Source organism: Flexivirga endophytica (assembly GCF_014640635.1).
In the GTDB taxonomy this organism is placed as follows: domain Bacteria; phylum Actinomycetota; class Actinomycetes; order Actinomycetales; family Dermatophilaceae; genus Flexivirga; species Flexivirga endophytica.
The window spans coordinates 231518-254423 of the sequence record NZ_BMHI01000004.1 but is presented as its reverse complement, the minus strand read 5'-3'; the positions used below and the strand labels follow the sequence as shown (position 1 = coordinate 254423).

At 68.0% G+C, this 22906-nt stretch carries 21 protein-coding genes; 10 read left to right on the top strand and 11 right to left on the bottom strand.

What is annotated here, in order from left to right; all coding sequences use genetic code 11:
• Positions 1–28 precede the first annotated feature (28 nt).
• Both IEX71_RS13170 and IEX71_RS13165 read right to left on the bottom strand, forming a co-directional pair.
• Complete coding sequence (locus tag IEX71_RS13170) at positions 29–2116, bottom strand: RecQ family ATP-dependent DNA helicase (RefSeq protein ID WP_188837500.1); 2088 nt, start codon at positions 2114–2116, stop codon at positions 29–31.
• Between the two features lie 122 nt (positions 2117–2238).
• Positions 2239–3006: a lysophospholipid acyltransferase family protein gene (locus IEX71_RS13165; RefSeq protein ID WP_188837499.1), complete on the bottom strand. Its 768-nt coding sequence runs from the start codon at positions 3004–3006 to the stop codon at positions 2239–2241.
• A 78-nt stretch (positions 3007–3084) separates the two neighbouring features.
• Between IEX71_RS13165 and IEX71_RS13160 the strand changes: the two genes are divergently transcribed.
• Together IEX71_RS13160 and IEX71_RS13155 are read left to right on the top strand one after the other, a co-directional pair.
• Complete coding sequence (locus tag IEX71_RS13160) at positions 3085–4116, top strand: LLM class flavin-dependent oxidoreductase (protein ID WP_229749708.1); 1032 nt, start codon at positions 3085–3087, stop codon at positions 4114–4116.
• Positions 4117–4129: 13 nt separating this feature from the next.
• The gene (locus tag IEX71_RS13155) at positions 4130–4669 is read left to right on the top strand and encodes a YbhB/YbcL family Raf kinase inhibitor-like protein (RefSeq protein WP_188837497.1); all 540 of its coding nucleotides are present in this window, start codon (positions 4130–4132) and stop codon (positions 4667–4669) included.
• Between the two features lie 16 nt (positions 4670–4685).
• Here the strand turns inward: IEX71_RS13155 and IEX71_RS13150 are convergent, their stop codons facing one another.
• From IEX71_RS13150 to IEX71_RS13135, 4 genes are all read right to left on the bottom strand, one after another.
• Positions 4686–5687, bottom strand: coding sequence for a hypothetical protein (locus tag IEX71_RS13150; protein WP_188837496.1), 1002 nt, complete (start codon positions 5685–5687; stop codon positions 4686–4688).
• 62 nt (positions 5688–5749) lie between these two features.
• Positions 5750–6577 (bottom strand): TrmH family RNA methyltransferase, encoded by an 828-nt coding sequence (locus IEX71_RS13145; protein ID WP_188837495.1) that lies wholly within the window; start codon positions 6575–6577, stop codon positions 5750–5752.
• A gap of 28 nt (positions 6578–6605) precedes the next feature.
• Positions 6606–7373 carry a sulfite exporter TauE/SafE family protein gene (locus IEX71_RS13140; RefSeq protein WP_188837494.1) on the bottom strand — a complete coding sequence of 256 codons (768 nt, stop codon included), beginning with the start codon at positions 7371–7373 and terminating at the stop codon, positions 6606–6608.
• Between the two features lie 26 nt (positions 7374–7399).
• A complete protein-coding gene (locus IEX71_RS13135; protein WP_188837493.1) occupies positions 7400–8212 on the bottom strand; it encodes an ABC transporter ATP-binding protein in 813 nt (270 codons plus the stop codon).
• 85 nt (positions 8213–8297) lie between these two features.
• On the opposite strand from IEX71_RS13135, the gene IEX71_RS13130 reads away from it, so the two are divergent.
• Positions 8298–9050 (top strand): Rv1486c family protein, encoded by a 753-nt coding sequence (locus tag IEX71_RS13130; RefSeq protein ID WP_188837492.1) that lies wholly within the window; start codon positions 8298–8300, stop codon positions 9048–9050.
• Here IEX71_RS13130 and glgA read toward each other — a convergent pair.
• Positions 9030–10244, bottom strand: a complete 1215-nt coding sequence (glgA, locus tag IEX71_RS13125; RefSeq protein ID WP_188837491.1) for a glycogen synthase — start codon at positions 10242–10244, stop codon at positions 9030–9032. The two genes, IEX71_RS13130 and glgA, sit on opposite strands and share 21 nt — an antisense overlap.
• Positions 10245–10286: 42 nt before the next feature.
• Here glgA and glgC point away from each other — a divergent pair, with 42 nt between their 5' ends.
• From glgC to IEX71_RS13100, 5 genes are read left to right on the top strand one after another with little or no spacing between them, the layout of a single operon-like run.
• Positions 10287–11537, top strand: a complete 1251-nt coding sequence (glgC, locus tag IEX71_RS13120; protein ID WP_188837490.1) for a glucose-1-phosphate adenylyltransferase — start codon at positions 10287–10289, stop codon at positions 11535–11537.
• Positions 11538–11566: 29 nt separating this feature from the next.
• On the top strand, positions 11567–12793 hold the full coding sequence (serB, locus tag IEX71_RS13115) for a phosphoserine phosphatase SerB (protein WP_188837489.1): 1227 nt from the start codon (positions 11567–11569) through the stop codon (positions 12791–12793).
• Entirely contained in the window at positions 12786–13670 is an 885-nt protein-coding gene (locus IEX71_RS13110) for a cyanophycinase (RefSeq protein WP_188837488.1), read from the top strand. The genes serB and IEX71_RS13110 overlap by 8 nt, the downstream gene beginning before the upstream one ends.
• Positions 13671–13709: 39 nt before the next feature.
• Positions 13710–16559: a cyanophycin synthetase gene (cphA, locus tag IEX71_RS13105; protein ID WP_188837487.1), complete on the top strand. Its 2850-nt coding sequence runs from the start codon at positions 13710–13712 to the stop codon at positions 16557–16559.
• The gene (locus IEX71_RS13100; RefSeq protein WP_188837486.1) at positions 16556–17218 is read left to right on the top strand and encodes a hypothetical protein; all 663 of its coding nucleotides are present in this window, start codon (positions 16556–16558) and stop codon (positions 17216–17218) included. The genes cphA and IEX71_RS13100 overlap by 4 nt, the downstream gene beginning before the upstream one ends.
• A 44-nt stretch (positions 17219–17262) precedes the next feature.
• Here IEX71_RS13100 and IEX71_RS13095 read toward each other — a convergent pair whose 3' ends face one another.
• The 3 genes from IEX71_RS13095 to IEX71_RS13085 all read right to left on the bottom strand — a co-directional run bounded on the left by IEX71_RS13095 (position 17263) and on the right by IEX71_RS13085 (position 21021).
• Positions 17263–19455, bottom strand: coding sequence for a tetratricopeptide repeat protein (locus IEX71_RS13095; RefSeq protein WP_188837485.1), 2193 nt, complete (start codon positions 19453–19455; stop codon positions 17263–17265).
• A gap of 14 nt (positions 19456–19469) precedes the next feature.
• A complete protein-coding gene (gene fabI / locus IEX71_RS13090) occupies positions 19470–20237 on the bottom strand; it encodes an enoyl-ACP reductase FabI (protein WP_373284625.1) in 768 nt (255 codons plus the stop codon).
• Positions 20238–20310: 73 nt separating this feature from the next.
• A complete protein-coding gene (locus tag IEX71_RS13085; RefSeq protein WP_188837484.1) occupies positions 20311–21021 on the bottom strand; it encodes a beta-ketoacyl-ACP reductase in 711 nt (236 codons plus the stop codon).
• A gap of 274 nt (positions 21022–21295) precedes the next feature.
• On the opposite strand from IEX71_RS13085, the gene IEX71_RS13080 reads away from it, so the two are divergent.
• Both IEX71_RS13080 and IEX71_RS13075 read left to right on the top strand, forming a co-directional pair.
• The gene (locus IEX71_RS13080) at positions 21296–21565 is read left to right on the top strand and encodes a DUF3099 domain-containing protein (RefSeq protein ID WP_229749707.1); all 270 of its coding nucleotides are present in this window, start codon (positions 21296–21298) and stop codon (positions 21563–21565) included.
• Entirely contained in the window at positions 21562–21783 is a 222-nt protein-coding gene (locus IEX71_RS13075) for a hypothetical protein (protein WP_188837483.1), read from the top strand. The genes IEX71_RS13080 and IEX71_RS13075 overlap by 4 nt, the downstream gene beginning before the upstream one ends.
• A 76-nt stretch (positions 21784–21859) precedes the next feature.
• On the opposite strand, the gene moaA is transcribed toward IEX71_RS13075, so the two are convergent.
• Positions 21860–22876, bottom strand: coding sequence for a GTP 3',8-cyclase MoaA (moaA, locus tag IEX71_RS13070; RefSeq protein ID WP_188837482.1), 1017 nt, complete (start codon positions 22874–22876; stop codon positions 21860–21862).
• Between the last annotated feature and the right edge of the window lie 30 nt (positions 22877–22906).

The window sequence follows — 22906 nt, the reverse complement described above, 5'->3', positions numbered from 1 at the left end:
GTGAACCGCCGGCCAACCACCGGTGGCGTCAGCCGATAGAGCGATGAAGCAACAGCGGGAGTATGACGCGAGCGCCCGCCATACGCAGTGCAGCCGCGGCCACCGTCACGACCCAGCCGGAGGCGGAGGCGTCGATCACCAGCAGCACCGCGCGGCCGGCGACATCCGGCAACTCGCTGCGCTCGAGCGCGTCCCGCCAGAAGGTCGCCTCGTCGACCGAGGTGGCATCCGCCGGTGGTGTGCCGTCGACCGCCCAGCGTTGCACGGGCAGGCGACCCGCGGAGCCGAGCGCGTCCGCGACACCGCCGACCAGCTGCGGATGACCGGCCGCGCTCAGCGCCACGATCGACTCCGGCCGCTCACTCCATGTCCACTGGGCCAACGTGCGCACACACGCGTCCAGGAGCTCGGCAGGTGGCGGCGCATCCGAGCGCAGCGCACCGGCGAGCAGGTCGCCCCACTCGGCGGCGTCCGCATGGACGATCACCCGTCCCTCCTCGGCCGCTTCACCGGCAGGGATCCGGCCCCGCCGCCCGAACGCGCCGCCGGGCCACATCTTGCGCGGCTCGAGGACCTGCTGCTGGGAACGCAGCAGCTGACGCACGCCCGCCACGGTCTCGGCCGCGGGATCGGGCCGCAGCGGCTCGGGCAGCCGGCCCAGGCACACCGAGCAGCGGCCGCACGGCTCCGCCTCCGGGTCGTCCAGCGATTGCTGCAACAGCTGCATCAGGCACTGGTCACCGCGGATGTAGCTGCGCATGATGTCCGCCTCGCGGCGCCGGACCGCCAGGACTCCGTCGTAGTGCTCCTGGTCGTAGCTCCACGGCGTGCCGGTGGCGGTCCAGCCGTCGGCGGTGCGCTCGGTGATGCCGTCGACCGCGAGTTGCTTGAGCAGCAGGTCGACCTTGGTGCGGCGCAGGCCGCTCTCGGCCTCCAGCTGTGGAACGGACATGGGTTGCTCGGCACCGCCGAGCGCGTCGAGCAGCCGCCGCACCTGCGGCTCCTTGGGGATGGTCGCGGTCGCGAAGTAGTCCCACACGCCGTCATCGCCGGCGGACGGCAACAGAGCCACCAGCGCATGGTCGATCGCGCGGCCGGCACGGCCGACCTGCTGGTAGTAGGACACCGGAGACGGCGGAGCACCGACGTGTATGACGAACCCCAGGTCCGGCTTGTCATAGCCCATACCGAGGGCCGACGTCGCGACCAGCGCCTTGACCCGATTGCCGCGCAGGTCCTCCTCGAGCGCTTCACGGGAGTCGGAGTCCAGTTGGCCGGTGTATGCCGCGACCGGCGCGTCCGCGCCATACCTGCTGCGGATGGCCTCGGTCAGCCGCTCCGCGTCGGCGACGGTGAGGGTGTAGACGATGCCGGATCCCGGCAGCTGTGGCAGGTGGTCGACGACCCACGCGAATCGTTGCAGCGGGTCCAACTGCGGCAGCACCGCCAGCTGGAGGCTGGCGCGGGCCAGCGGACCGCGCAGCACGACGGTGTGATCGCCGAACTGGGAAGCGATGTCGTCGACTACCCGGCGATTGGCCGTCGCGGTCGTCGCGAGCACCGGCGTCTGCGGGTTGAGCTTGCGCAACACGTCGGTGACCCGGCGGTAGTCGGGCCGGAAGTCGTGCCCCCAGTCGGACACCGAATGCGCCTCGTCGACGACGACCAGGCCGAGCGCACCGGTGAGTGACTGCATCACCCGCGCGCCGAAGGTCGGGTTGGCCAGCCGCTCCGGCGACACCAGCAGCACGTCGATCGACCCGGCCGCGAGGTCCTCCTCGATCTGCTGCCACTGGCCGATGTTGGAGCTGTTGAGCGTCGCGGCCCGCAGCCCGGCCCGCTCAGCGGCGGCGACCTGGTCACGCATCAGCGACAGCAGCGGGGAGATCACCAGGGTCGGCCCGCGTCCCTGCGCCCGCAGCCAGGAGGTGGCGATCCAGTAGACGGCGGACTTGCCCCAACCAGTCGCCTGCACCACCAGCACGCGCGCACCCGGTCGGGTCAACGCCTGCAGCGCCTCGAGCTGGCCGTCGCGCAAGGTCGCGCCCGGGCCGGCCAGGACGTCGAGCACTTCGGCGGCGGCGGATTCGATCGTCGGAGCAGTCACGGAACTCATGCTGTCAGCCTGCCTCCGACGACCGACAACCCGTCGACGTCAACTCATTTCGATACGGCCGCTCGTTCGTTTCGATACACCGGCTCGTTCCTCGCCGGTTACTCAATGCGGCGCCTCACGGCCTACTCAATGCGACGCTTCGCGGCGCGCTTGGCAGCCTTCTCCTTGGCTTCCTCCGCGTCCATGGCGTTGGCCTCCTCCAAGGTCGGAGCGGTGCCACCCAGCCGCGCGGGCAGATACTTCAGATCGTCTCCGGTCAACGGCTCGTAGGCCTCCTGCACCGCGTGCAGCATCGTCTCCATCCGCGCACGCAGTGCCGACGTCTCACCGTCGACGTCCGCGTCGGCCGCGATGTGGATCGGCGGACCGACATCCAGCCGGATCGGCACCTTGGGCCGCCGCATGTTGCGCGGCTGTCCCTTGGTCCACACCCGCTGGGAACCCCAGATGATCAACGGGATGACCGGCACACCCGCCTCCTGCGCCATACGGACCGCACCCGACTTGAAGTCACGCAACTCGAACGACCTGGAGATGGTCGTCTCGGGGAAGACACCGATCAGCTCACCGCTGCGCAGCGCGTCGACGGCCGCCCGGTAAGCACCCGCGCCCGCCGAACGATCCACCGGGATGTGCTTCATGCCGCGCATCAGCGGACCGGAGACCGGGTGGTCGAAGACGTCCTTCTTGGCCATGAAACGCACCAGCCGTCCGACGTCACGCGCCGAGTAGCCGGCGTAGGAGAAGTCGAAATAGCCGATGTGATTCATCGCGATCACCGCTCCGCCGGTGCGTGGGATGTTCTCGGAGCCGGTGCGTTCGAACTTCAATCCCTGCACGGCGAAGACGCCCCGCGCGAAGTTGATGACGCCGGAATAGATGGGTTCCATCTGGCGAACCCTACCGACTCGTAGCTTGCCCGTCCGACCCGTGGAATGCCGGAGCCAACGGTCGGTGTTGCAGGAGACGTGACTGATGCCGCCATACCCCTTTCCGTGCTGGATCTCTCCCCCATCGCCGCAGGCCGCACCGCTTCGGACGCGCTACAGGAGAGCATCGCACTCGCCCAACACACTGAATCCCTTGACTATCAACGGTATTGGGTCGCCGAGCACCACAATCTGCCCAGCGTCGCCAGCTCCTCGCCAGTCGTCATGATCGCGACGATCGCGGCAGCCACGCAGCGCATCCGGGTCGGCGCAGGCGGCATCATGTTGCCGAACCACGCTCCGTTGCAGGTGGCGGAGACGTTCCGGGTGCTGGAAGCTCTGCATCCGCACCGCATCGATCTCGGACTCGGCCGGGCACCCGGCACCGACCAGTTGACCGCCTTCGCGCTGCGCCGCAGCAAGGAGGCGCTGGCGGCTGACGACTTCCCGCAGCAGTACGCCGAACTCCGTGCGTATGTCGACGGCTTCCCCGACGACCACCCGTTCGCCCCGATCAGCGCGCAGCCCACCGACGTGCCGCTGCCGCCGATCTGGATCCTCGGCTCCAGCATGTATGGCGCCCAGGCCGCCGGCCTGCTCGGCACCAACTTCGCCTTCGCCGGCCATTTCGGGAGTGTCGACCCGACGGACGCCTTCGACGCCTACCGCAACGCTTTCCAGCCGAACGCCCGGCCCGACGGTCTGACGGAGCCGCACAGCATGCTCGCGGTCTCCGCAATCGCAGCCGAAACACCCCAGCGCGCAAGCGAACTCGAGCGCGCGGCAGCGCTGTCCACCGTCCGTTTGCGGCAGAACCGGCCGGGGCCGTTACCCACGCCCGAGGAGGCAGTGGCGCACGAATGGACCGAAATCGAGCAACATCTGGTCGACGGGCTGGGGCGTTTCGTCACGGCCGGCACGCCGGACGAGGTCTACGCCGGCATCACCGCGCGGGCCCGGTCCTGCGGTGCCGACGAGTTGATGATCACGACCAACGTGCACGATCCGTCGGAGCGGCAGGCGTCGTACACGCTCATCGCCGAGGCCGCTCGCGCAGCGTGCGCAGCGTAAGTACGTTGGAGTCATGGATCTCGAACGCCCTGAAGCCCCTGACCCCTACTCCCTGCTGCCGCAGACCGCGTCGCTCACGGTGACCAGCGAGACGTTCGCCGACGGGGACACCCTGCCCAACGAACAGGTCTACAACAACTGGGGATTCACCGGTGGCAACACCTCGCCCCAGCTGTCCTGGTCCGGCGCCCCGGAAGGCACCAAGGGGTATGTCGTCACCTGCTTCGACCCCGATGCGCCAACACCGAGCGGTTTCTGGCACTGGCTGCTGCTCGGCATACCGGCCGACGTGACCTCCCTCGACCTCGGCGCGGGTGACGGCAAGAACCTGCCCGCCGGCGCGTTCCACGTCCGGAACGACTTCGGTGACAAGGCGTATGACGGTGCGGCACCGCCGGTCGGCGACCGGCCGCACCGCTACATGTTCGCCGTCCACGCGGTGGGCGACGACCTGGGCCTGGACGACTCCGCGAGTCCCGCTGTCACGATGTTCACCACGGGCGGCAATCTGCTCGCCCGTGGTGTCATCACGGCGTCCTACCAGGCGAAATAGCCTCTGACGTCAGCGCTCAGTGGCGTCCGTCAGGGCCGTCGACATCCTTGAAACGGTCCCAGCCGCCCTCGGGCTGACCGCCGTCCTCGGGGCCCTTGTCGCCCTTCACGGCGTCCTTGGCGCGCTGCACGAACGACCGACGACTGGTTCCGTCGGCCTGCGACGCACCGGCTTCCTGGCCGTCGCCGCCGTCGAAGGACCCGGAGCCGCCATCGCGCGAGACGTCGCCGGTCCCGTCGTGGACCGGGCCGTCCTGGCGGTACTGGCCCGCCTCGTGCCTCGGACGAGTCTCGCGCTCGTCGTGGCCGGGGCGATCGTCGTGCAACGGACGCTCCCCATGCAGCGGACCCTGGTCGTCACCCACCGCACGCTCGCCCTGGACCGGGCGATCATCGTGCAACGGACGCTCCCCATGCAGCGGACCCTGGTCGTCACCCACCGCACGCTCGCCCTGGACCGGGCGATCGTCGTGCAACGGACGCTCCCCATGCAGCGGACCCTGGTCGTCACCCACCGCACGCTCGGCCTGAGCCGGGCGGTCCGCGCGGAGATCCTGCTGACGTGCGGATTCCTCAGCCGGCCGGCCGGTGGCCGGATCAATGGCGCTGACGCCGCCGTCGTCGTCGTGCCCTGTCCCGCTGCCCTCGACACGGTTGCCGTGCCGGTCGGTCGGTGTGTCCGGATCGAGCTTGTCTGCCTTACGCAACGTCTCTTGGTGGTCGCGTTCGACGGCCGCCGCCGTCTTCTTCTCGTGCTCAGCCTCGGCTTCGAGCTGATCGGCCCGACGCTGCTTCTCCTCGGCCTCGGCGCGGGCCCGCTCGGCCTGCTCCTCCGCCGTCTCGGCACGTTGGCGGGACTCCACGACCGTTCCCTCGTTCTCCTGCGCCCTGTTGCGCAGCGCGTGTGCCTCCTCACGCTGCGCCGCCTTGCGGCGCTTCCCCTGCCATGCCGCGATGAGGATGAGGATCAGAATCACCACGATGATCGCGATGATGATCCACCAGGTCTTGGTATCCATGACGTGCCTTCCGGACGGTCTGAAGTGCCTTGACTCTTCCGAAACTACTGCCCGACAAGTGGTTATGGGGCCCTGGGGCTCTCGGGGCGTGTCGCCCACAGCACCACCGCACTGGCGGCAGCGACGTTCAGGGAGTCGACTTCGCCCGACATCGGGATGCGCACCACGAGGTCGCTGGTCTCCACGGTCCGACTTCCGAGGCCGTCGCCCTCCGTGCCGAGCACGATGGCCAGGCGTTCCGGCAGGTCCGCGACCAGCTCGTCCAGGCTGACCGCGTCCTCCCGCAGGGCGAGCGACGCGACGGAGAATCCGACGGCCTGCAGGTCACTGACGGCGGCCGGCCACGGTTCGATGCGGGTCCACGGCACCTGGAACACGGTGCCCATGGATACCCGCACGCTGCGGCGATAGAGCGGATCGGCACAGCGGGGCGTGATCAACACCGCGTCCACCCCGAGCGCGGCCGCGGAGCGGAAGATCGCACCGACATTGGTGTGATCGACGATGTCCTCCAGGACCAGCACCCGCCGGGCGTCCCGCACGAGTTCGCCGTATGCCGGCAGCACAGGCCGATGCATCGACGCGAGTGCGCCACGGTGCAGGTGGAATCCGGTCATCTCCTCGATGACGTCATCGGCTCCGACATACACGGGGATTCCGTCCCGCTCGGCCTGCTCCACCAGGTCGACCAGGTCGGTCAGCCAGCGGCGTCCCATCAGGTAGGACCGCGGCCGATGCCCGGCGCTGAGCGCGCGCCGGATGACCTTCTCGCTCTCGGCGAGGTAAAGGCCGTTCTCCGGCTCGAGCCGGCGGCGTAGCGCGACGTCGGTCAACCGGAAGTAGTCCCGCACGCGTTCGTCGGCCGGGTCGGTGATCTCGATGACTGGCACAGTCGGCAACCCTAGATCGGTCTGCTCGTCAGAACATCTGGGTCAGCGCGACCACGCCGACGATCACGATGACGGTGCGCAGCAGCCACGGCGGGAGCCGCCGGCCGACCTTCGCACCGATGACCCCGCCGATGAAGGCGCCGATCGCGATGAGCAGTGCGACGGTCCACCGTACGTTGTCGAACGACACGATGATGAACGTGACGGCAGCGACCGCGTTGACGATCAGGCTGAGGATGTTCTTGATGCCGTTGAGTCGCTGGAGTGGGTCCGAGAGCATCGCACTCATCAGACCCATCAACAGCACGCCCTGTGCGGCTCCGAAGTAGCCGCCATAGACGCCGGCCGCGAAAATCCCTGCCCGCAAAGCAATCCGGCGGGGACGGGACATCTCCTGCGATGCATCGAGGTGCTTGGCCGCCGCGCGCTTCTGCAGCCACGGACCGATGACGACGAGCACGATGCCGATGATGATGAGTGTCGGCACGATCGCCTTGAACGCCGACGGCGGCAACCAGATCAGCAGCAGGGCACCGGTGATGCCACCGAGCAAGGACATCGGCATGAACTGTTTGAGCCGTGCTCGCGCCTCGGACACCTCCGCGCGATAGCCCCACGATCCGGAGATACCACCGGCGACGAGGCCCACCGAGTTGGAGATGTTGGCCGGCACCGCCGGATAGCCGAATGCCAGCAGGGTGGGAAAGGTGACCAGGGTGCCGGATCCGACGATGGTGTTGATGCAGCCGGCCGCCACGCCGGCAAGGGTGATCAACAGAATTTCGGTCAGGGACATGGTGCGAACAACCTACGGCAGCGGGCTCAGCCGGCGGCGTGCCGTCCACGGGGCGGTTGCACGGCACGGGCCGCCCAACGGTCGCCCACTCGCTCCAGGGTCAACTCAAGACCGAAGGTCGCACTGAGGTTCTCGGCGGTCAGCGTCGACTCGAGCGGGCCTGCCGCGACGACCTTGCCGTCCCGGAGGAGCAGCACGTCGGTGAAACCTGCCGGGATCTCCTCCACGTGGTGGGTCACCAGCACCAGCGCGGGCGCTTCGATGTCGAGGGCGATCTCCCCCAGCCTGCTGACCAGGTCCTCACGCCCGCCGAGGTCCAGCCCCGCGGCGGGCTCGTCGAGCAGCATCAGCTCCGGGTCGGTCATCAGCGCTCGCGCGATCTGCACCCGCTTGCGTTCACCCTCGCTCAGGGTGCCGAACCGCCGGTCGACCAGATGTCCCGCTCCCAGTGCGTCCAGCAACTCCTTGGCACGCCCGTGGTCGAGTTCGTCGTACGACTCACGCCAACGGCCGACCATGCCGTATGCCGCCGTCACGACGACGTCACCGACACGCTCGCCGTTGGGAATGCGCTCGGCAATCGTCGCTGACGCCAGGCCGATTCGGGGCCGCAGCTCGAAGACGTCGACAGCGCCCAGCACTTCGGACAGCACACCCGCGACGCCCCCCGACGGGTGGATGCGGGCAGCGGCGATCTGCAGCAACGTCGTCTTCCCCGCTCCGTTGGGACCGAGCACGACCCAGCGTTCGCCCTCCTCGACCTCCCAGTCGACGCCGTCGAGCAGACGCTTGTTGCCGCGGACCACGCTCACATCGGCGAGTGCCAGCACATCGGACATGCCACGCACCTTACGACGTCGGGGCCGCGTACGAGCGACCGGTCAGCGGTTGACGGAAGGCCTGCGTCATACCCTTGATGGCGCCATGTCCGATCTGCCAGCCGCCGTACGACTCAGCCTGTGGGTGACCGCTGCCTGGGCAGGCCATCTCGACCTCGAGGAGGCCGTGCGGCAGGCGTTGCCCGACGCCGACCACGTCGCGGGCGACGTCGGCCATCTGGCCACCTGGCAGGACTTCGGCGAGCGAGTGCTGGCATGCGCACTCCCCCGCGCCGGCGACATCTCCGGCCTGCCACGTGGCAATCCCGAACTCACCGCTGCCGCAACCGATTCGGGCGAGTGCGTCTACGTGCCCGCGATCGGCGGCGCGCTCGTGCCGTCGATCGAGATCTTCGGGCCCGAGGGCGATCAGGGTATGGCGGTCCGGCTCACCGCCTTCGACTGCGAGCCCACACCCGCTCACCGGCTGGAGGAGCTGCACGAGTCGCAGATCGAGCGTGAGCTACGCACCCGGCTCGTGCACGCGACGTCCGCCCTGGAATCGCTGGACATCCAGCCGTTCGCCGGTTCGACGCTGCGGGCCCAGGCGGACGAGGTCACCACCCTGCGCGAGTGGGGGCTGCCATCAGGGCTGCCGGGACGTGCCATACGGATCCTGCAGACCGCCGGGACAGTCGGTGCCGCAGTCGATTTCGCACTCGGCCACTCACCTGCCATCGACGTGGCAGCGGACGCTGGTCGGCTGCGCGCGTTGCGCGAACTGCAGGCCGCCACCGACCAGGCGATGGCACACGCGACGACGGCCGCAGCACTGCACCTAGCCGGAATGCGTGCCTGACCGCACCAACGTGTCGTAGACCTGCTGGGTGCGCTGCGCGATGATCTCCCAGCCGAATTCGCGCACGGCACGCTCGCGGCCGGCCGCACCTCGCCGTCGCGCCTCGGTCGCGTCACCCACCGCCTCGGTGAGCGTGCGCGCCAGGTCCGCGACGAACCGGTCCGGGTCCTTCGGCGTGCCGGTGCCATCGCTGAGTTGATCGATCGGAACCAACCAACCCGTCTCACCATCGGCGACCACCTCGGGTATGCCGCCCGTCGCGGTGCCCACCACCGGGCAGCCGCACGCCATAGCTTCCAGGTTGACGATGCCGAGCGGCTCATAGACCGAGGGACAGACGAAAACCGTTGCAGCAGAAAGCAATGCGATGACCTCTGCGCGTGGGAGCATGTCCGGGATCCAGCTCACACCATCGCGCGACTCGCGAAGGCCGGCCACCAGGTCCTCGACCTCGCGCAGGATCTCCGGGGTGTCGGGAGCACCCGCGCACAGGACCAGCTGCACCTCCGGAGGCAACTCGGCAGCCGCGCGCAGCAGATAGGGCAGACCCTTCTGCCGGGTGATCCGTCCGACGAAGATCACGCTGGGACGCTCCGGGTCCAGTCCGTGCCTGCGGACCGTCGCGGTGGCTTCGTCACTGGTGTCGCGGTGCCACAGCTGCGAGTCGATGCCGTTGTGCACCACGTGCACCTTGGCCGGGTCCAGGTCCGGGTAGCTCGCCAGCACGTCCTTGCGCATGCCGTGGCTGACCGCGATCACGGCGGCAGCCGCGTCATACGCCGTGCGCTCGATGTATGACGACACGCGGTAACCGCCACCGAGTTGCTCGGCCTTCCACGGTCGCATCGGCTCCAGGCTGTGTGCGGTCACGACATGGGGGACGCCGTGCAGCAGCGACGCGACATGGCCGGCGAAGTTGGCGTACCAGGTGTGCGAGTGCACGACGTCCGCACCGGCGCAGTCGTCGGCGATGCGCAGGTCCACTCCCATCGTCTGCAGCGCCGCGTTGGCGGTGTCGAGCTCGGGCAGGTTCGGATAGCCGGTCGTGTCCGTCTCAGCCACCGGACTCCCGAACGCGCGCACCTGCACGGTGTCACCGAGTCCACGCAGCGCGCGCACCAGCTCGGCCACATGCACTCCGGCGCCGCCGTAGATGTTGGGCGGATATTCCTTGGTCAGCAGATCCACTCTCACAACCACTGACGCTATCCCCTGCGGGCCCCGTAGGTTATGTCCATGGCAAGACGAGGTGGACCAAGCGTGCTGGCGATCGTCCTGGCGGGCGGCGAGGGCAAGCGGCTCATGCCCCTGACCGCGGACCGGGCCAAACCGGCGGTGCCGTTCGGAGGGATCTACCGACTGATCGACTTCGCGCTGTCCAACCTGGCCAACAGCGGCTTCCTGAAGATGGTCGTGCTGACCCAGTACAAGTCACACAGTCTCGACCGGCACATCGCCAAGACGTGGCGTATGTCGACCATGCTCGGCAACTACGTGGCACCCGTTCCGGCGCAGCAGCGTCGCGGCAAGCAGTGGTTCTCCGGGTCCGCGGACGCGATCTACCAGAGTCTCAACCTCATCCACGACGAGAAACCCGACATCGTGGTGGTGGTCGGTGCGGATCACGTCTACCGGATGGACTTCAGCCAGATGGTGGACCGGCACATCGAATCCGGTGCACGTGCCAGCGTCGCCGCCATCCGGCAGCCGATCGAGCTCGCGGACCAGTTCGGCGTCATCGAGCTGGCGGAGGGCCAGGGTCAACAGATCGGCGCGTTCCGTGAAAAGCCCTCGGATCCGGTGGGACTCGCCGACGCACCGCACGAGGTGCTCGCGTCCATGGGCAACTACGTCTTCGACACCGATGCGCTGGTTGAAGCCGTCACCACCGACGCCGAGGACACCGACAGCAAGCACGACATGGGCGGCAACATCATCCCGGCGTTCGTCGACAAGGGTGAGGCCTTCGCCTACGACTTCCGCGACAACGACATCCCGGGCGTCACCGATCGCGATTTCGGCTACTGGCGGGATGTCGGGACGATCGACTCGTTCTACGACTCACACATGGATCTGGTGTCCATCCACCCGATCTTCAACCTCTACAACTACGACTGGCCGATCCGCACCAGCGACAGCGGTTATCCGCCGGCCAAGTTCGTGCACGGCGCTTCGGACCGCAGCGGTATGGCGACCGGGTCGATGATCTCCCCCGGGTGCATCGTCAGCGGATCGGTGATCGGCAACTCGGTGCTCTCGACGAACGTCAAGGTGCATTCGTTCGCCCAGGTCGACGACGCGATCCTGATGGACAACGTCGAGATCGGGCGGCACTGCCGCGTCCGCCGCGCGATCATCGACAAGGACGTCTACGTCCCGGACAACGCCAGCATCGGCCTCAACCACGACGAAGACCGCGCACGAGGGTTCACCGTGACCGAGTCGGGCATCACGGTCGTCGGCAAGGGCACCGTCATACCGACGTGAGATCTGCTGTGCCATCATCGATTCCACATATGAACACGCTTCTGGTGACTCTCACGGGCCAAGATCGACCCGCAGTGTCGGCGCGCCTGCTGCGCGCTGCGGCCGATGAGGGTGCGGTGGTCCTCGATCTCGAGCAGGCCGTCGTCCGCGGTCGTCTCCTGCTCACCGCTCTCCTGCAGCCCGAGGGCGATGCTGCGACCTTGACGGCCGCCATCGAGCAGATGGCCACGGCAGCCGGTCTCGCGGTCACTGTCGAACCCGGACACGGCGACAACCCGGCACGCCGGACCGGGAGGGCGTCGGTCGCCGTGCTCGGCGCACCGTTGCAGGCCAGCAGCCTGGCCGCCATCACCACCGCCATCGGCGACCAGGGCGCGAACATCGACCGCATCCGACGGTTGTCCCGCGACCCTGTCACCACCCTCGAGCTCGACCTGTCGGGCGCCGACGTGCCGCAGCTGCGTCGGGTGCTCGCGCTGCTGGCCACCGAACTCGGTGTCGACCTGGCGGTGTCCCCCGGTGGGCTTGCCCGGCGCGGCCGACGACTCCTGGTGATGGATGTCGACAGCACCCTGATCCAGGACGAGGTCATCGAGCTGCTGGCCGCGCATGCGGGGCGCGAGGCCGAAGTAGCCGCAGTGACCGAGCGGGCGATGCGTGGGGAGCTCGACTTCGAGCAGAGCCTGCACGAGCGCGTGCGGTGCCTGACCGGACTGGACGTGTCGGTGCTCGACGACGTACGCCGCGCCATACGACTGACGCCGGGGGCGCGCACGCTGGTGCGTACGGTCCGCCGCCTGGGTTTCTCCGTCGCGGTGGTGTCCGGGGGTTTCATCGAGGTGGTGCAGCCGCTGGCCACCGAGCTCGGGATCGATCGGGCCCACGCCAACAGGCTCGAGATCCGCGACGGCAGATTGACCGGCCGCGTCGAAGGCCCGGTCGTGGATCGGGCCGAGAAGGCCCGTGCGCTGCGCAGGTTCGCCGAGGCCGAAGGCCTGCCGTTGTCGCGCACGGTCGCGGTCGGCGACGGCGCAAACGACCTCGACATGCTGGCCACGGCCGGCCTCGGGATCGCGTTCAACGCCAAGCCGGTGGTGCGCGAGCAGGCCGATGCCAGTGTCAACGTGCCTTACCTGGACACCGTGCTGTTCATGCTCGGAATATCCCGTGAGGATGTGGAGGAGGCTGACCGGCTCACTTCGGCGGACGACCCCGACAGGGAGCCCGGCGCCTGCTTAGACTCGCCCCATGTCTGATCCAGCCACGCGATCCCTGCTGATCATCGGTGGTGCCGAGGACAAGGTCGGTCGTGTCACCATCCTGCGCCGGTTCGTGCGACTGGCAGGCGGACGCAAGTCCCGCATCGTGATCATCCCGACCGCGTCGTCGGTCCCGGACGAGGTCATCGAGGTCTATTCGACCGTCTTCTCCCGGCTCGGTGCGCCACAGATCGACTCGGTCAACCCCTCGGACCGCGCACACAGCAGCGATGCTGACCTACAGGCGCTCGTCGACGGGGCCACCGGTATCTTCCTGTCCGGTGGCAACCAGCTGAAGTTGAGCCAACTGATCGTGGGCACACCTCTCGGTGCCGCGATCCTGCGCGCCTACGAGCGTGGGGCGGTGGTCGCAGGGACCTCTGCCGGTGCCTCGATCATGAGCCAGTTCATGATCTCGATGGGCGACGAGGGTGTCACTCCGCGTCAACGCTCGAGCCAGCTCACCGCCGGGCTCGGACTCCTCCCCGGCGTCATCGTGGACCAGCATTTCGACCAGCGGGCCCGCTACGGTCGGCTGCTGTCGCTCGTCGCGACCTCTCCGAACCTGCTCGGCATGGGCATCGACGAGGACACTGCCGCGGAGATCACCGACGGCACCGAGCTGACCGTCGTCGGGTCGGGCGCCGTGTTCGTCGTCGATGCACGCAACGCGGTCACCGACGCTCATCAGGCCGAGCGCGACGCCCCGCTGCTGGTGACCGGTGCCATCGTGCACACCCTGCCCTTCGGTGCGACGTTCAACCTCGAATCCGCAACATTGACAGACTTTTCCGAGAAGTATGCCGATCTGGCAGTCTCCACCAGCCGAGATCGCCACGACACCGCCACAGCTGCTGCCGCACTTCGTCGATAACAGGTTTCGTCCATCACATCCTCGAGAGGAGCAGCCACCATGGAGCAGTCGCCGACCACCGGGCAGCTGAACATATTGCGCACCCGGGTCTATCGCGGCCCGAACATCTGGGCATACGACCAGGCGGTTCATCTATTGGTCGACCTCGGCGAACTCGAAGACTTCCCGACCGACAAGCTCCCCGGTTTCACCGACCAACTGGTGGAGTGGCTGCCCGGGTTGAGCGAGCACACCTGCTCGCGGGGGCACCGTGGTGGGTTCCTGGAGCGGCTGCGTGAGGGCACCTGGCTCGGACACGTCGCCGAGCACGTCGCATTGCAACTCCAGCAGGAGGCTGGGCACGACATGCGCCGCGGCAAGACACGCGGCGAGCGGGGTCGTCCCGGCGTCTACAACGTGATCTTCGGCTTCTTCGACGAGCGGGTCGGCGTCGCAGCCGGTGAGCTTGCTGTGCGGATCGTCAACGAACTCGTAGTCCCGACAGGCGAATTCGTCTTCCAGGACGAGCTGGACAAGTTCATCCGCGTGGCGAGCCGCAAGGCGTTCGGCCCGTCGACCGCTGCGATCATCGACGAGGCCGTCAGCCGCGACATACCGTGGCACCGCCTCAACCAGTACTCCCTCGTCCAACTCGGCCAAGGCGTCCACGCCCAACGGATCCGGGCGACGATGACGTCGCGCACCTCGGCGCTGGCCGTCGACATCGCCGGCGACAAGAACCTCACCGCGACCCTGCTGGGGTCGGCAGGACTTCCGGTGCCGAAGGCCGTCACCGTGCGCACTGCCGAGGACGCCGCCGCTGCCGCGACGAAGATCGGCTTCCCGGTGGTCATCAAACCGCTCGACGGCAACCACGGACGCGGCGTCATCCTCGGTCTGATGTCGGCCGACGAGGTGCAGGATGCGTTCCCGCTCGCCGCGGAGCAGAGCCGCCGTGGCGTGGTGCAGGTCGAGTCGTTCATCACCGGCAAGGACTACCGGTGCCTGATCATCGGCGGCCGGATGGCGGCCATCGCCGAGCGAGTGCCCGCGCACATCGTCGGCGACGGTGAACACACCGTCCAGGAGCTCGTCGACATCACGAATGCCGACCCACGCCGCGGCGTCGGACACGAGAAGGTGCTGACCCGCATCGTCGTCGACGACGCCGCCGTCGAGCTGGTCCTCGACCAGGGGTATGCGATGAGCGACGTGCCGCCGCAGGACGAGATGATCAAGCTGGCACTGACCGGCAACATGTCGACCGGCGGCATCTCGATCGACCGCACCTTCGACGCGCACCCGGACAACGTCGAGATCGCCGAGGAGGCAGCACAACTCATCGGTCTCGACGTCGCCGGCATCGACTTCATCTGTCCCGACATCACTGCGCCGGTACGTGAGACGGGCGGCGCGATCTGTGAGGTCAACGCCGCTCCCGGGTTCCGCATGCACACCCATCCGACGGTGGGCGAGCCGCAGTTCATCGCCAAGCCGGTCGTGGATCTGCTCTTCCCGCCCGGCTCGCCTTCGCGTGTTCCGGTGGTCGCGGTGACCGGCACCAACGGCAAGACCACGACGTCACGGATGCTCGCGCACATCATGAAGAGCTTGGGCCGCAAGGTGGGCATGACCTCGACCGACGGTGTCGTGATCGATGAACGCCTGGTGATCAAGGCCGACGCGTCCGGTCCCCGATCCGCCCGGATGGTGCTGCAGAACCCACGAGTCGACTTCGCGGTGCTGGAAGTCGCGCGCGGGGGGATCCTGAGGGAGGGACTGGGCTACGACCGCAACGACATCGCGATCGTGACCAACGTGCAGCCCGATCACCTCGGCATGCACGGCATCGACACTCTCGAACAACTGGCCCGGGTCAAATCCGTTGTCGTCGAAGCGGTTCCACGCGACGGGTATGCCGTGCTCAACGCCGACGACGCCCTGGTCCGCGCCATGCGGCGCCGGTGCTCGGGGACGATCGTGTGGTTCTCGATGGAGCCGCCCGGCAGTCGGGTGCGCGACTTCATCGACGAGAAGTGCCGGCGCGGTGCGCGCGCAGTGGTGCTGGAGCCGTCCGACCGCGGCGAGATGATCGTTCTCAAGCAGGGTCGCCGATCGATGCCACTGGCGTGGACCCACCTGCTGCCCTCCACCTTCGGCGGCACTGCGCGGATGAATGTCGCCAACGCCCTGGCCGCCGCCGGTGCGGCGTTCGCCGCCGGTGCACCGCTGCACGACATACGGCAGGGTCTGCGGACGTTCACGACGACCTACTATCTCTCCCCCGGCCGCCTGAACCGTGTGGAGGTCAATCACGCCGAGGTGTTCGTCGACTACTGCCACAATCCGCCCGGAATGCACCGTCTCGGCGAGTTCGTGCAGGGGTATGTCGACCAGCGGCAGGGCGCAGCGGACCATCGGATCTCGCGCATCGGCATGGTGGGCGCGGCAGGTGACCGGCGCGATGACGACATACGGGAGTTGGGTCGGGCGGCTGCTCAGTACTTCGATGTGCTGGTGCTGCGTGAGGACGACAACCTGCGTCGCCGCGCACCCGGTGAGTCCGCGGCGCTCGTCGAGGAGGGTGTGCGGGAGGCCATGGCCGACGGTGCACGCTGTCGCCAGGTCCTGACCGTGCTCGACGAGCTCGACGCAACGCGGCATGCCGTGCACCTGGCCAACCCCGGTGACCTGGTGATGCTGTGTGCCGACCAGCACTCCACAGTGCTTGCGGAGCTGGAAAGCTTTACGCACCAGGCGAATGCGGGCGCCCGCACCGATGACGACCAGCCCGGCGACCCGGACCTGGATCCCCGGCAGCTCGCCACCGAGGCGACCGAGGCATCGGCGCTCGAGGATGCCGAGTGGCGTGAGGCGGTCGAGGCGCAGCCCGCCGACCAGCCGTCATGACCGCGGGGTCGTGGGCACCGACGGACGAGCAGTTCGAGTCGGTCTACGGGCCCTGGCGTCCGCGTACGCCGGACGATGTGCGGACGTTTCTCGAAGCGTATGACGGCAGGTGGTTCATCGCGGGTGGTTGGGCGATCGAAGCCTTCACCGGTGTGTCGCGTCGGCACGACGACTGCGACGTGTCGGTGCTGCGCTCGGAGGTTGACGCTTTTCGCGCCTTCGTGCACGGTCGTTATGACGTCTGGGCGGCCGGATCCGGAGCGTTGAAGCCGATATTCGCCGACGACCCGGCGACATTCGACGAAGTGTCGCACGAGGGTTCCGGTCAGGTGTGGCTGCGGCCCGCCTGGAACCAACCCTGGGAGTATGACGTCCTGCTAGCGCCCGGCGACGCGAAAACGTGGGTCTACAAACGGGATCCATCGATCACCATGCCGATGTCCGAGGCACTGTGGACCAAGGACGGGATCCCCTATCTGCGCCCCGAGATCCAGTTGCTTTACAAGGCACGCGGGCTGCGCCCGAAGGATCAGCAGGATTTCGAAGCGGCTTGGCCGCTGCTGGATCCCGTACGCCGCGAATGGCTGCACGAGATGCTGCTGCGCACCCTGCCCGATCACCGCTGGATACGCACGCTGGCCGAGCGCCGCCCGGAGTAGCCCCGAGGCCGTATCGAGACCACACGGCCCTGGGTGTTGGACCGTTATTCGCCTATGGCAGCCGTGAAACGCGTGAGCGAGTTCAGGTAGCGCTGCACATCCGGCTCAGCACTCGTGGCCACCAATTGCCTTGCAGCACCGCGCAATGCCTCGACGTCACGCCCGAGGTCGTGCAGCGTCAGCGCGCGGAAGAGCACCACGGCGCTGTTGTCCGGGTAGTCCTCCGCCAGCTGATCGAGTATGGCGAGAGACTCCTCCAGACGGCCCAAGTGCCGCAGAGTGGAGGCCTTCTGCAGCAGCGCCCGATGTCGGTAAGGCTCGTCGAGCCGGACTGCGAGGGCCTGGTCGTAATGCTCCAGCGCCTCGGCTTCGCGACCCGCGGAGTCATGAGCACCGGCCAGCTCGTAGAGCACCCGTCCGTCCTTGGGGAACCGGCGGTGCAGCACGAGAGCGGCCTCGATCCGGGCCTGGTCGTCGTCCAGCGACCAGATCCGCGCGATCTCCGACTCCGCCTCGTGCTCGCCCCGCGCCGCCACGACCTTGCGGCGTACGACGGAAGCGTCGTCCGCAGTGGCTCCGTGCTCCATCAACCACTGATGCAGCTTCGCCCAGTGCGAGTGTGTCATCAGCGCGAGCACATCACCGTCGTGCGCAGCGGTCAGCAGCCCGGTCAGACCACTGAACTCGTCGGGCCACGACGCCGTCGGAAGCACACCGACCCGCGAAAGGCCTTGCCGCAGAAATGATTCCAGCTCCTCCATGGAGCGCCCGCGCAAGTAGTGCTCCTTGTGCTGGATCTGGACCCGGTCGGCGCCCAGGCCCGCCTGCTCCCCCATGCGCACCAGGATCTCGTCGGTGCGGTCCCCACCGGTGCCGAGCCCGAGCTGCAGCTGCGACCCGGGTCGCACCATTCCTCGGCCGACGCGAAGCAGCGCTTCGAGGCCGGCCTCGTTGTGTGCCATGTCGAGGACCACCGTGGCCGCGCCGCCCTGCGGCAACGACACGGAGTAGATGTTCATCCGGCCGGGGTTCAGCCGGTGATCGGGCGTGAACGTCCGCAACCCTTCGATCACCGACTCGCGTGACAAGCCCGCACCCAGCCCTGCTGCCGCACCGGCGAGGGCGTTCGCGATGTTGTGCTCGGACAGTCCCGAGAGCGTCATCGGCACGTCCACCAGGCTGATCAGCCGGTCCGGCGAGGCACCTGGGTGCAGCACCACTATGTCGCCGTCCAGGACGGTGATCCCCCGACCGTGACCGTCGAGCGCTTCACGCAATGAAGGAGATTCGGAGTTCAGACTGAAGCACCAAGGCCGCCCGCCGGCGGTCGCGCGCATGGCCCACACGCGCGGATCGTCGCCGTTGAGCACGACCCAGCCCTTGGGCCTGGTCACCTTGGTGATGATCGCCTTCACCTCGGCGAGCTGGTCGAGGGTGTCGATCCCGTCCATTCCCAGGTGATCCGCGCTGACGTTCGTCACGACGCTCACGTCGTTGTATGCCGTGCCGAGCCCACGCCACAACATGCCGCCGCGAGCCGTCTCCAGCACTCCGAACTGCACACCCGACGTACCGAGCACCGCACGCGCGCCACCCGGTCCGGAGTAATCGCCGGACTCGACCACCTCGCCCTGCACCAGCACACCGTCGGTCGAACTCCACCCGGTGCGCAGGCCGGCCGTCATACCGAGATGTGCGATCAGCCGGGTTGTCGTGGTCTTGCCGTTGGTGCCGGTGACCGCCACCACGGGAACCTTCGGTCGTAGTGCGCGCACGCGTTCACCGGGCGGCTGGGATCGCACGTGTTCGCCGGCCCTCGCGAAGACGTCCGCGACAGGTTCGGCGCCGAGCAGTCCGCTCAGCAGCGGCCCGATGACGTCCGTGACCGCCCGAGCCCGTCCTGCGTTGTTGAGCGCGAACACCACGACGACCTCGTCCAGGGTCTCGCCCGGACGCACCCGCACCCCGATCCGCACGACCCCGGCCTGCCGCATCAACAGCCGCACGGCACGCTCCACGACGCGCAACACGAATCCGCGGCGCGCCTCGGTGTCGGGACGACCCGTGTCGCGTGCCCGCACCGCCATCTCGCGAGCGAGCGACCTCAGCTGCTCCGAGTCGCCGCCGAGATAGGACGGCGCGCGCAACGTGATCTTGGCCGCCGGCCGGGTGAAGTAGAGGTTCGGGCCGCGCAGGATGCGGGCCCCGACGACCGTGACGCCGTCCGAGGTCTCCATGATCGTGATCGTAGCTACTGACCCATGGCGTGCACGCCGCCGTCGACGTGCACGATCTCACCGGTGGTCGCGGGGAACCAGTCGGACAGCAACGCCACGCACGCCTGTGCCGCCGGGGTCGGGTCCGTGATGTCCCAGCCCAGCGGAGCCCGCTCGCCCCACACCTGCTCGAACTGCTCGAAACCCGGGATGGACTTGGCAGCCGTGGTCCGGATCGGGCCGGCGGCCACGAGGTTGGAACGCACCTGCTTCGGACCGAGGTCACGCGCCAGATAGCGGTTGGTCGACTCGAAGGCCGCCTTCGCGACGCCCATCCAGTCGTAGACCGGCCAGGCGAACTTCGCGTCGAAGGTCAGGCCGACGAGCGACGACCCGGCCGTCATCAGCGGAAGCGCAGCAACGGCAAGGGATTTCAGGGAAAATGCCGAGGCCTGCAACGCCACCGCAGCGTCCTCCCAGGTCCCGGCCATGAAGTCGAACGCCCCGGGCGGTGCGAAACCGATCGAGTGCAGGACGCCGTCGAGCGAGTCGAAGCCCGCTTCCTTCAGCCGATCGGCGAGACTGTCGAGATCATCGTTCTTCGTGACATCCAACTCCAGCAGCTCCGGCGTCTTCGGCAGCCGCTTACTGATGGTCTGAGTGATCCGCATGACGCGGCCGAAGGACGTGAGGACCACCTCGGCGCCCTGATCCTGCGCGATCTTGGCCACGTGGAACGCGATGGACGACTCCATCGTGATGCCCGTGATCAACAGTCGCTTACCTTCGACGATGCCTGCCACGTCGACTCCCTTGCCTCGGTATTGCTTCGGTGTTGTTGTCGTCAGTGCCTGTATGGCGGAGTGCGTATGGCGGTCAGTGGCCCATGCCGAGGCCGCCGTCGACCGGGATCACGGCGCCGTTGATGTATCCCGCCGCGTCACTCGCAAGAAACCGCACCACCTGGGCGACCTCGTCGGGCTCGGCCATCCGGGCAGCCGGGATCGAGTCGACATACGCCTTGCGCTGCGCCTCCGGCAGCTCACGGGTCATGTCGGTGTCGATGAACCCGGGGGCGACGACATTGGCGGTGATCGCCTTCTTGCCGAGCTCCCGGGCGATCGAGCGCGCCATACCGACCAGACCAGCCTTGGAGGCTGCGTAGTTGACCTGCCCCGGGCCACCCATCAGACCGACCACGCTGGAAACAAAGATGATTCGGCCACCCTTGCGGCGGATCATGCCCTTGGTCGCGCGCCGTGCACAGCGGAACGCGCCGGTCAGGTTGGTCTCCAGGACACTGTCGAAGTCGTCGTCGGTCATCCGCATCAGCAGCGTGTCGTGGGTGATGCCGGCGTTGGCCACGACGACCTCCACCGGGCCGCCGAAGTGCTCCTCGGCGGCCGTGAACGCGGCGTCGACCGAGGCGGTGTCGGTGACGTCGCAGGCGACTGTCGTCGCCCCGTCCGGCCCGTCGGTGCCGCTGCGTGAGGTGACCACGACGTCGTCACCGGCCGTCACGAACGCCTCCGCGATCGCCCGGCCGATGCCTCGGTTTCCCCCGGTGATCAACACGTGCTGCGGCATCTGGCGCTCTCCTCCATCAGGACTGACGTGGCCCGGACAGCCACGACTGCACAGGCTATTGGACTACCAGACGGTAGCCCGCACGGGCCGCACAGGCGTGGCGCCAAGGCACCCCACGAAGTTCTCTCCTCCGCTCCGCTCCCCCGAGATACTTCGCGGGGGACCCCGCCAAGGCACCCCACGAAGTTCTCTCCTCCGCTCCGCTCCCCCGAGATACTTCGCGGGGGACCCCGCCTAGACTTACAGGGTGTCGCGGCGGAACGATCAACCTTCAGTGCAGTCGGCAACCGATCTGCCGCTGCCGGGCAAACACGACCTCGATTCCCGGATGCGCAACTACGCCATCGCGATGGGGATCCGCACCGCCGCCTTCGTGCTCGCCTATTACCTCGACGGACCGATGCGCTGGATCTGCGTGGGCCTCGCAGTTTTGCTGCCGGAGGTCGCGGTGATCGGCGCCAACGCCGCCAACCAGAAACGCCAGAAGGTGCGCGGGCGGGGGCCGGTCACCGACCAGCGCCGACAGCTGCACAACCACACGTGAGACTCCCCGGAACGGCGCCGGATCAGCCCACCCAGTGCAGTGCGAAGGGGTGCCGGCGTGATGCGTCGTACGCACTCGTATGGCGCAACCCCAAGATCCACGCCGAGGACCGGCACAAGACCTGGCTGGCCTGCGCGGAGCACCGCACGACGCTGTCGGAATTCCTGAGCTTCCGCGGCTTCCCGTTGGAGATCAAGTCGATCGAGGAACTCAAGTAGTCGAGATTGCTGCACCAGGATCGGGGCCCCGCAAAGTACTCGGAGGAGCGCAGCGCGGCAGAAGCTTCGTGGGGGTCTAGCCGCCGATGGAGGACATCGGGCGGTCGGGCTGCTCGAAGTCCGGGTCGCCGATGCCGTGGCCGCGACGCTTGGCCAGCATCGTCCCTCGTATGACGTCGGCCAGCTCCTCGTCACTCGCACCCGCCCGCAAGGGACCACGCAGGTCGCCCTCGTCACGCGCGAACAGGCAGTTGCGGACCTGACCGTCAGCCGTGAGTCGCACGCGGTCACATGCCGCACAGAACGGCGCCGTGACGCTCGCGATGACGCCGACCGTGGCCGGGCCACCATCGACGACGAAGAGCTCCGCAGGGGCGCTGCCACGCGCCTCGTCAGGCAGCGCGGTGAGGGTGAATCGCTCCCCCAGACGCTCCTGCAACTCCATGCCGGTGAGCATCCGGTCCCGCTCCCAGGTGTGTCCGGCGTCCAGCGGCATCTGCTCGATGAAACGCAGCTCCAGCCCGCGGTCCAGACACCACTGCAGGAGGTCGGCGGGGTTGTCCTTGCCGCTCGGGTCGTGCATGGCGACGGCGTTGATCTTGACCGGGTGCAGGCCGGCGTCCTGTGCTGCCTTGATGCCACGCTCGACGTCGGCGAAGCGATCGCGCCGCGTCAGCTCCTGGAAACGGTCCGGGTCGACGGTGTCCAGCGAGACGTTGATGCGTTGCAGACCGGCGTCAGCGAGCGGCTGGGCCAGCCGATCGAGCCCGATGCCGTTGGTCGTCATGGCGATCCGCGGAGCATGCTCGAGCTCGGCGAACCTGCGGATCACGCCCGGCAGGCCACGCCGCAGCAACGGCTCGCCACCGGTCAGCCGGATCGACGTGACACCCAACCGGGTGAAGATGTCCACGATCCGCACGAGCTCGTCGTCGGTGAGCATCTCCGGCTTCGGCAGCCAGTCCAGTCCCTCGGCCGGCATGCAGTAGGTGCAGCGCAGATTGCATCGATCGGTCAGCGACACACGAAGGTCGGTGGCCACCCGACCGAAGGTGTCGGGCAGGCCTGCGCTGTTCTTCTCGAGGCTGCTCATAGGACTCCAGCCTAGGCCAGTTACCGTCAG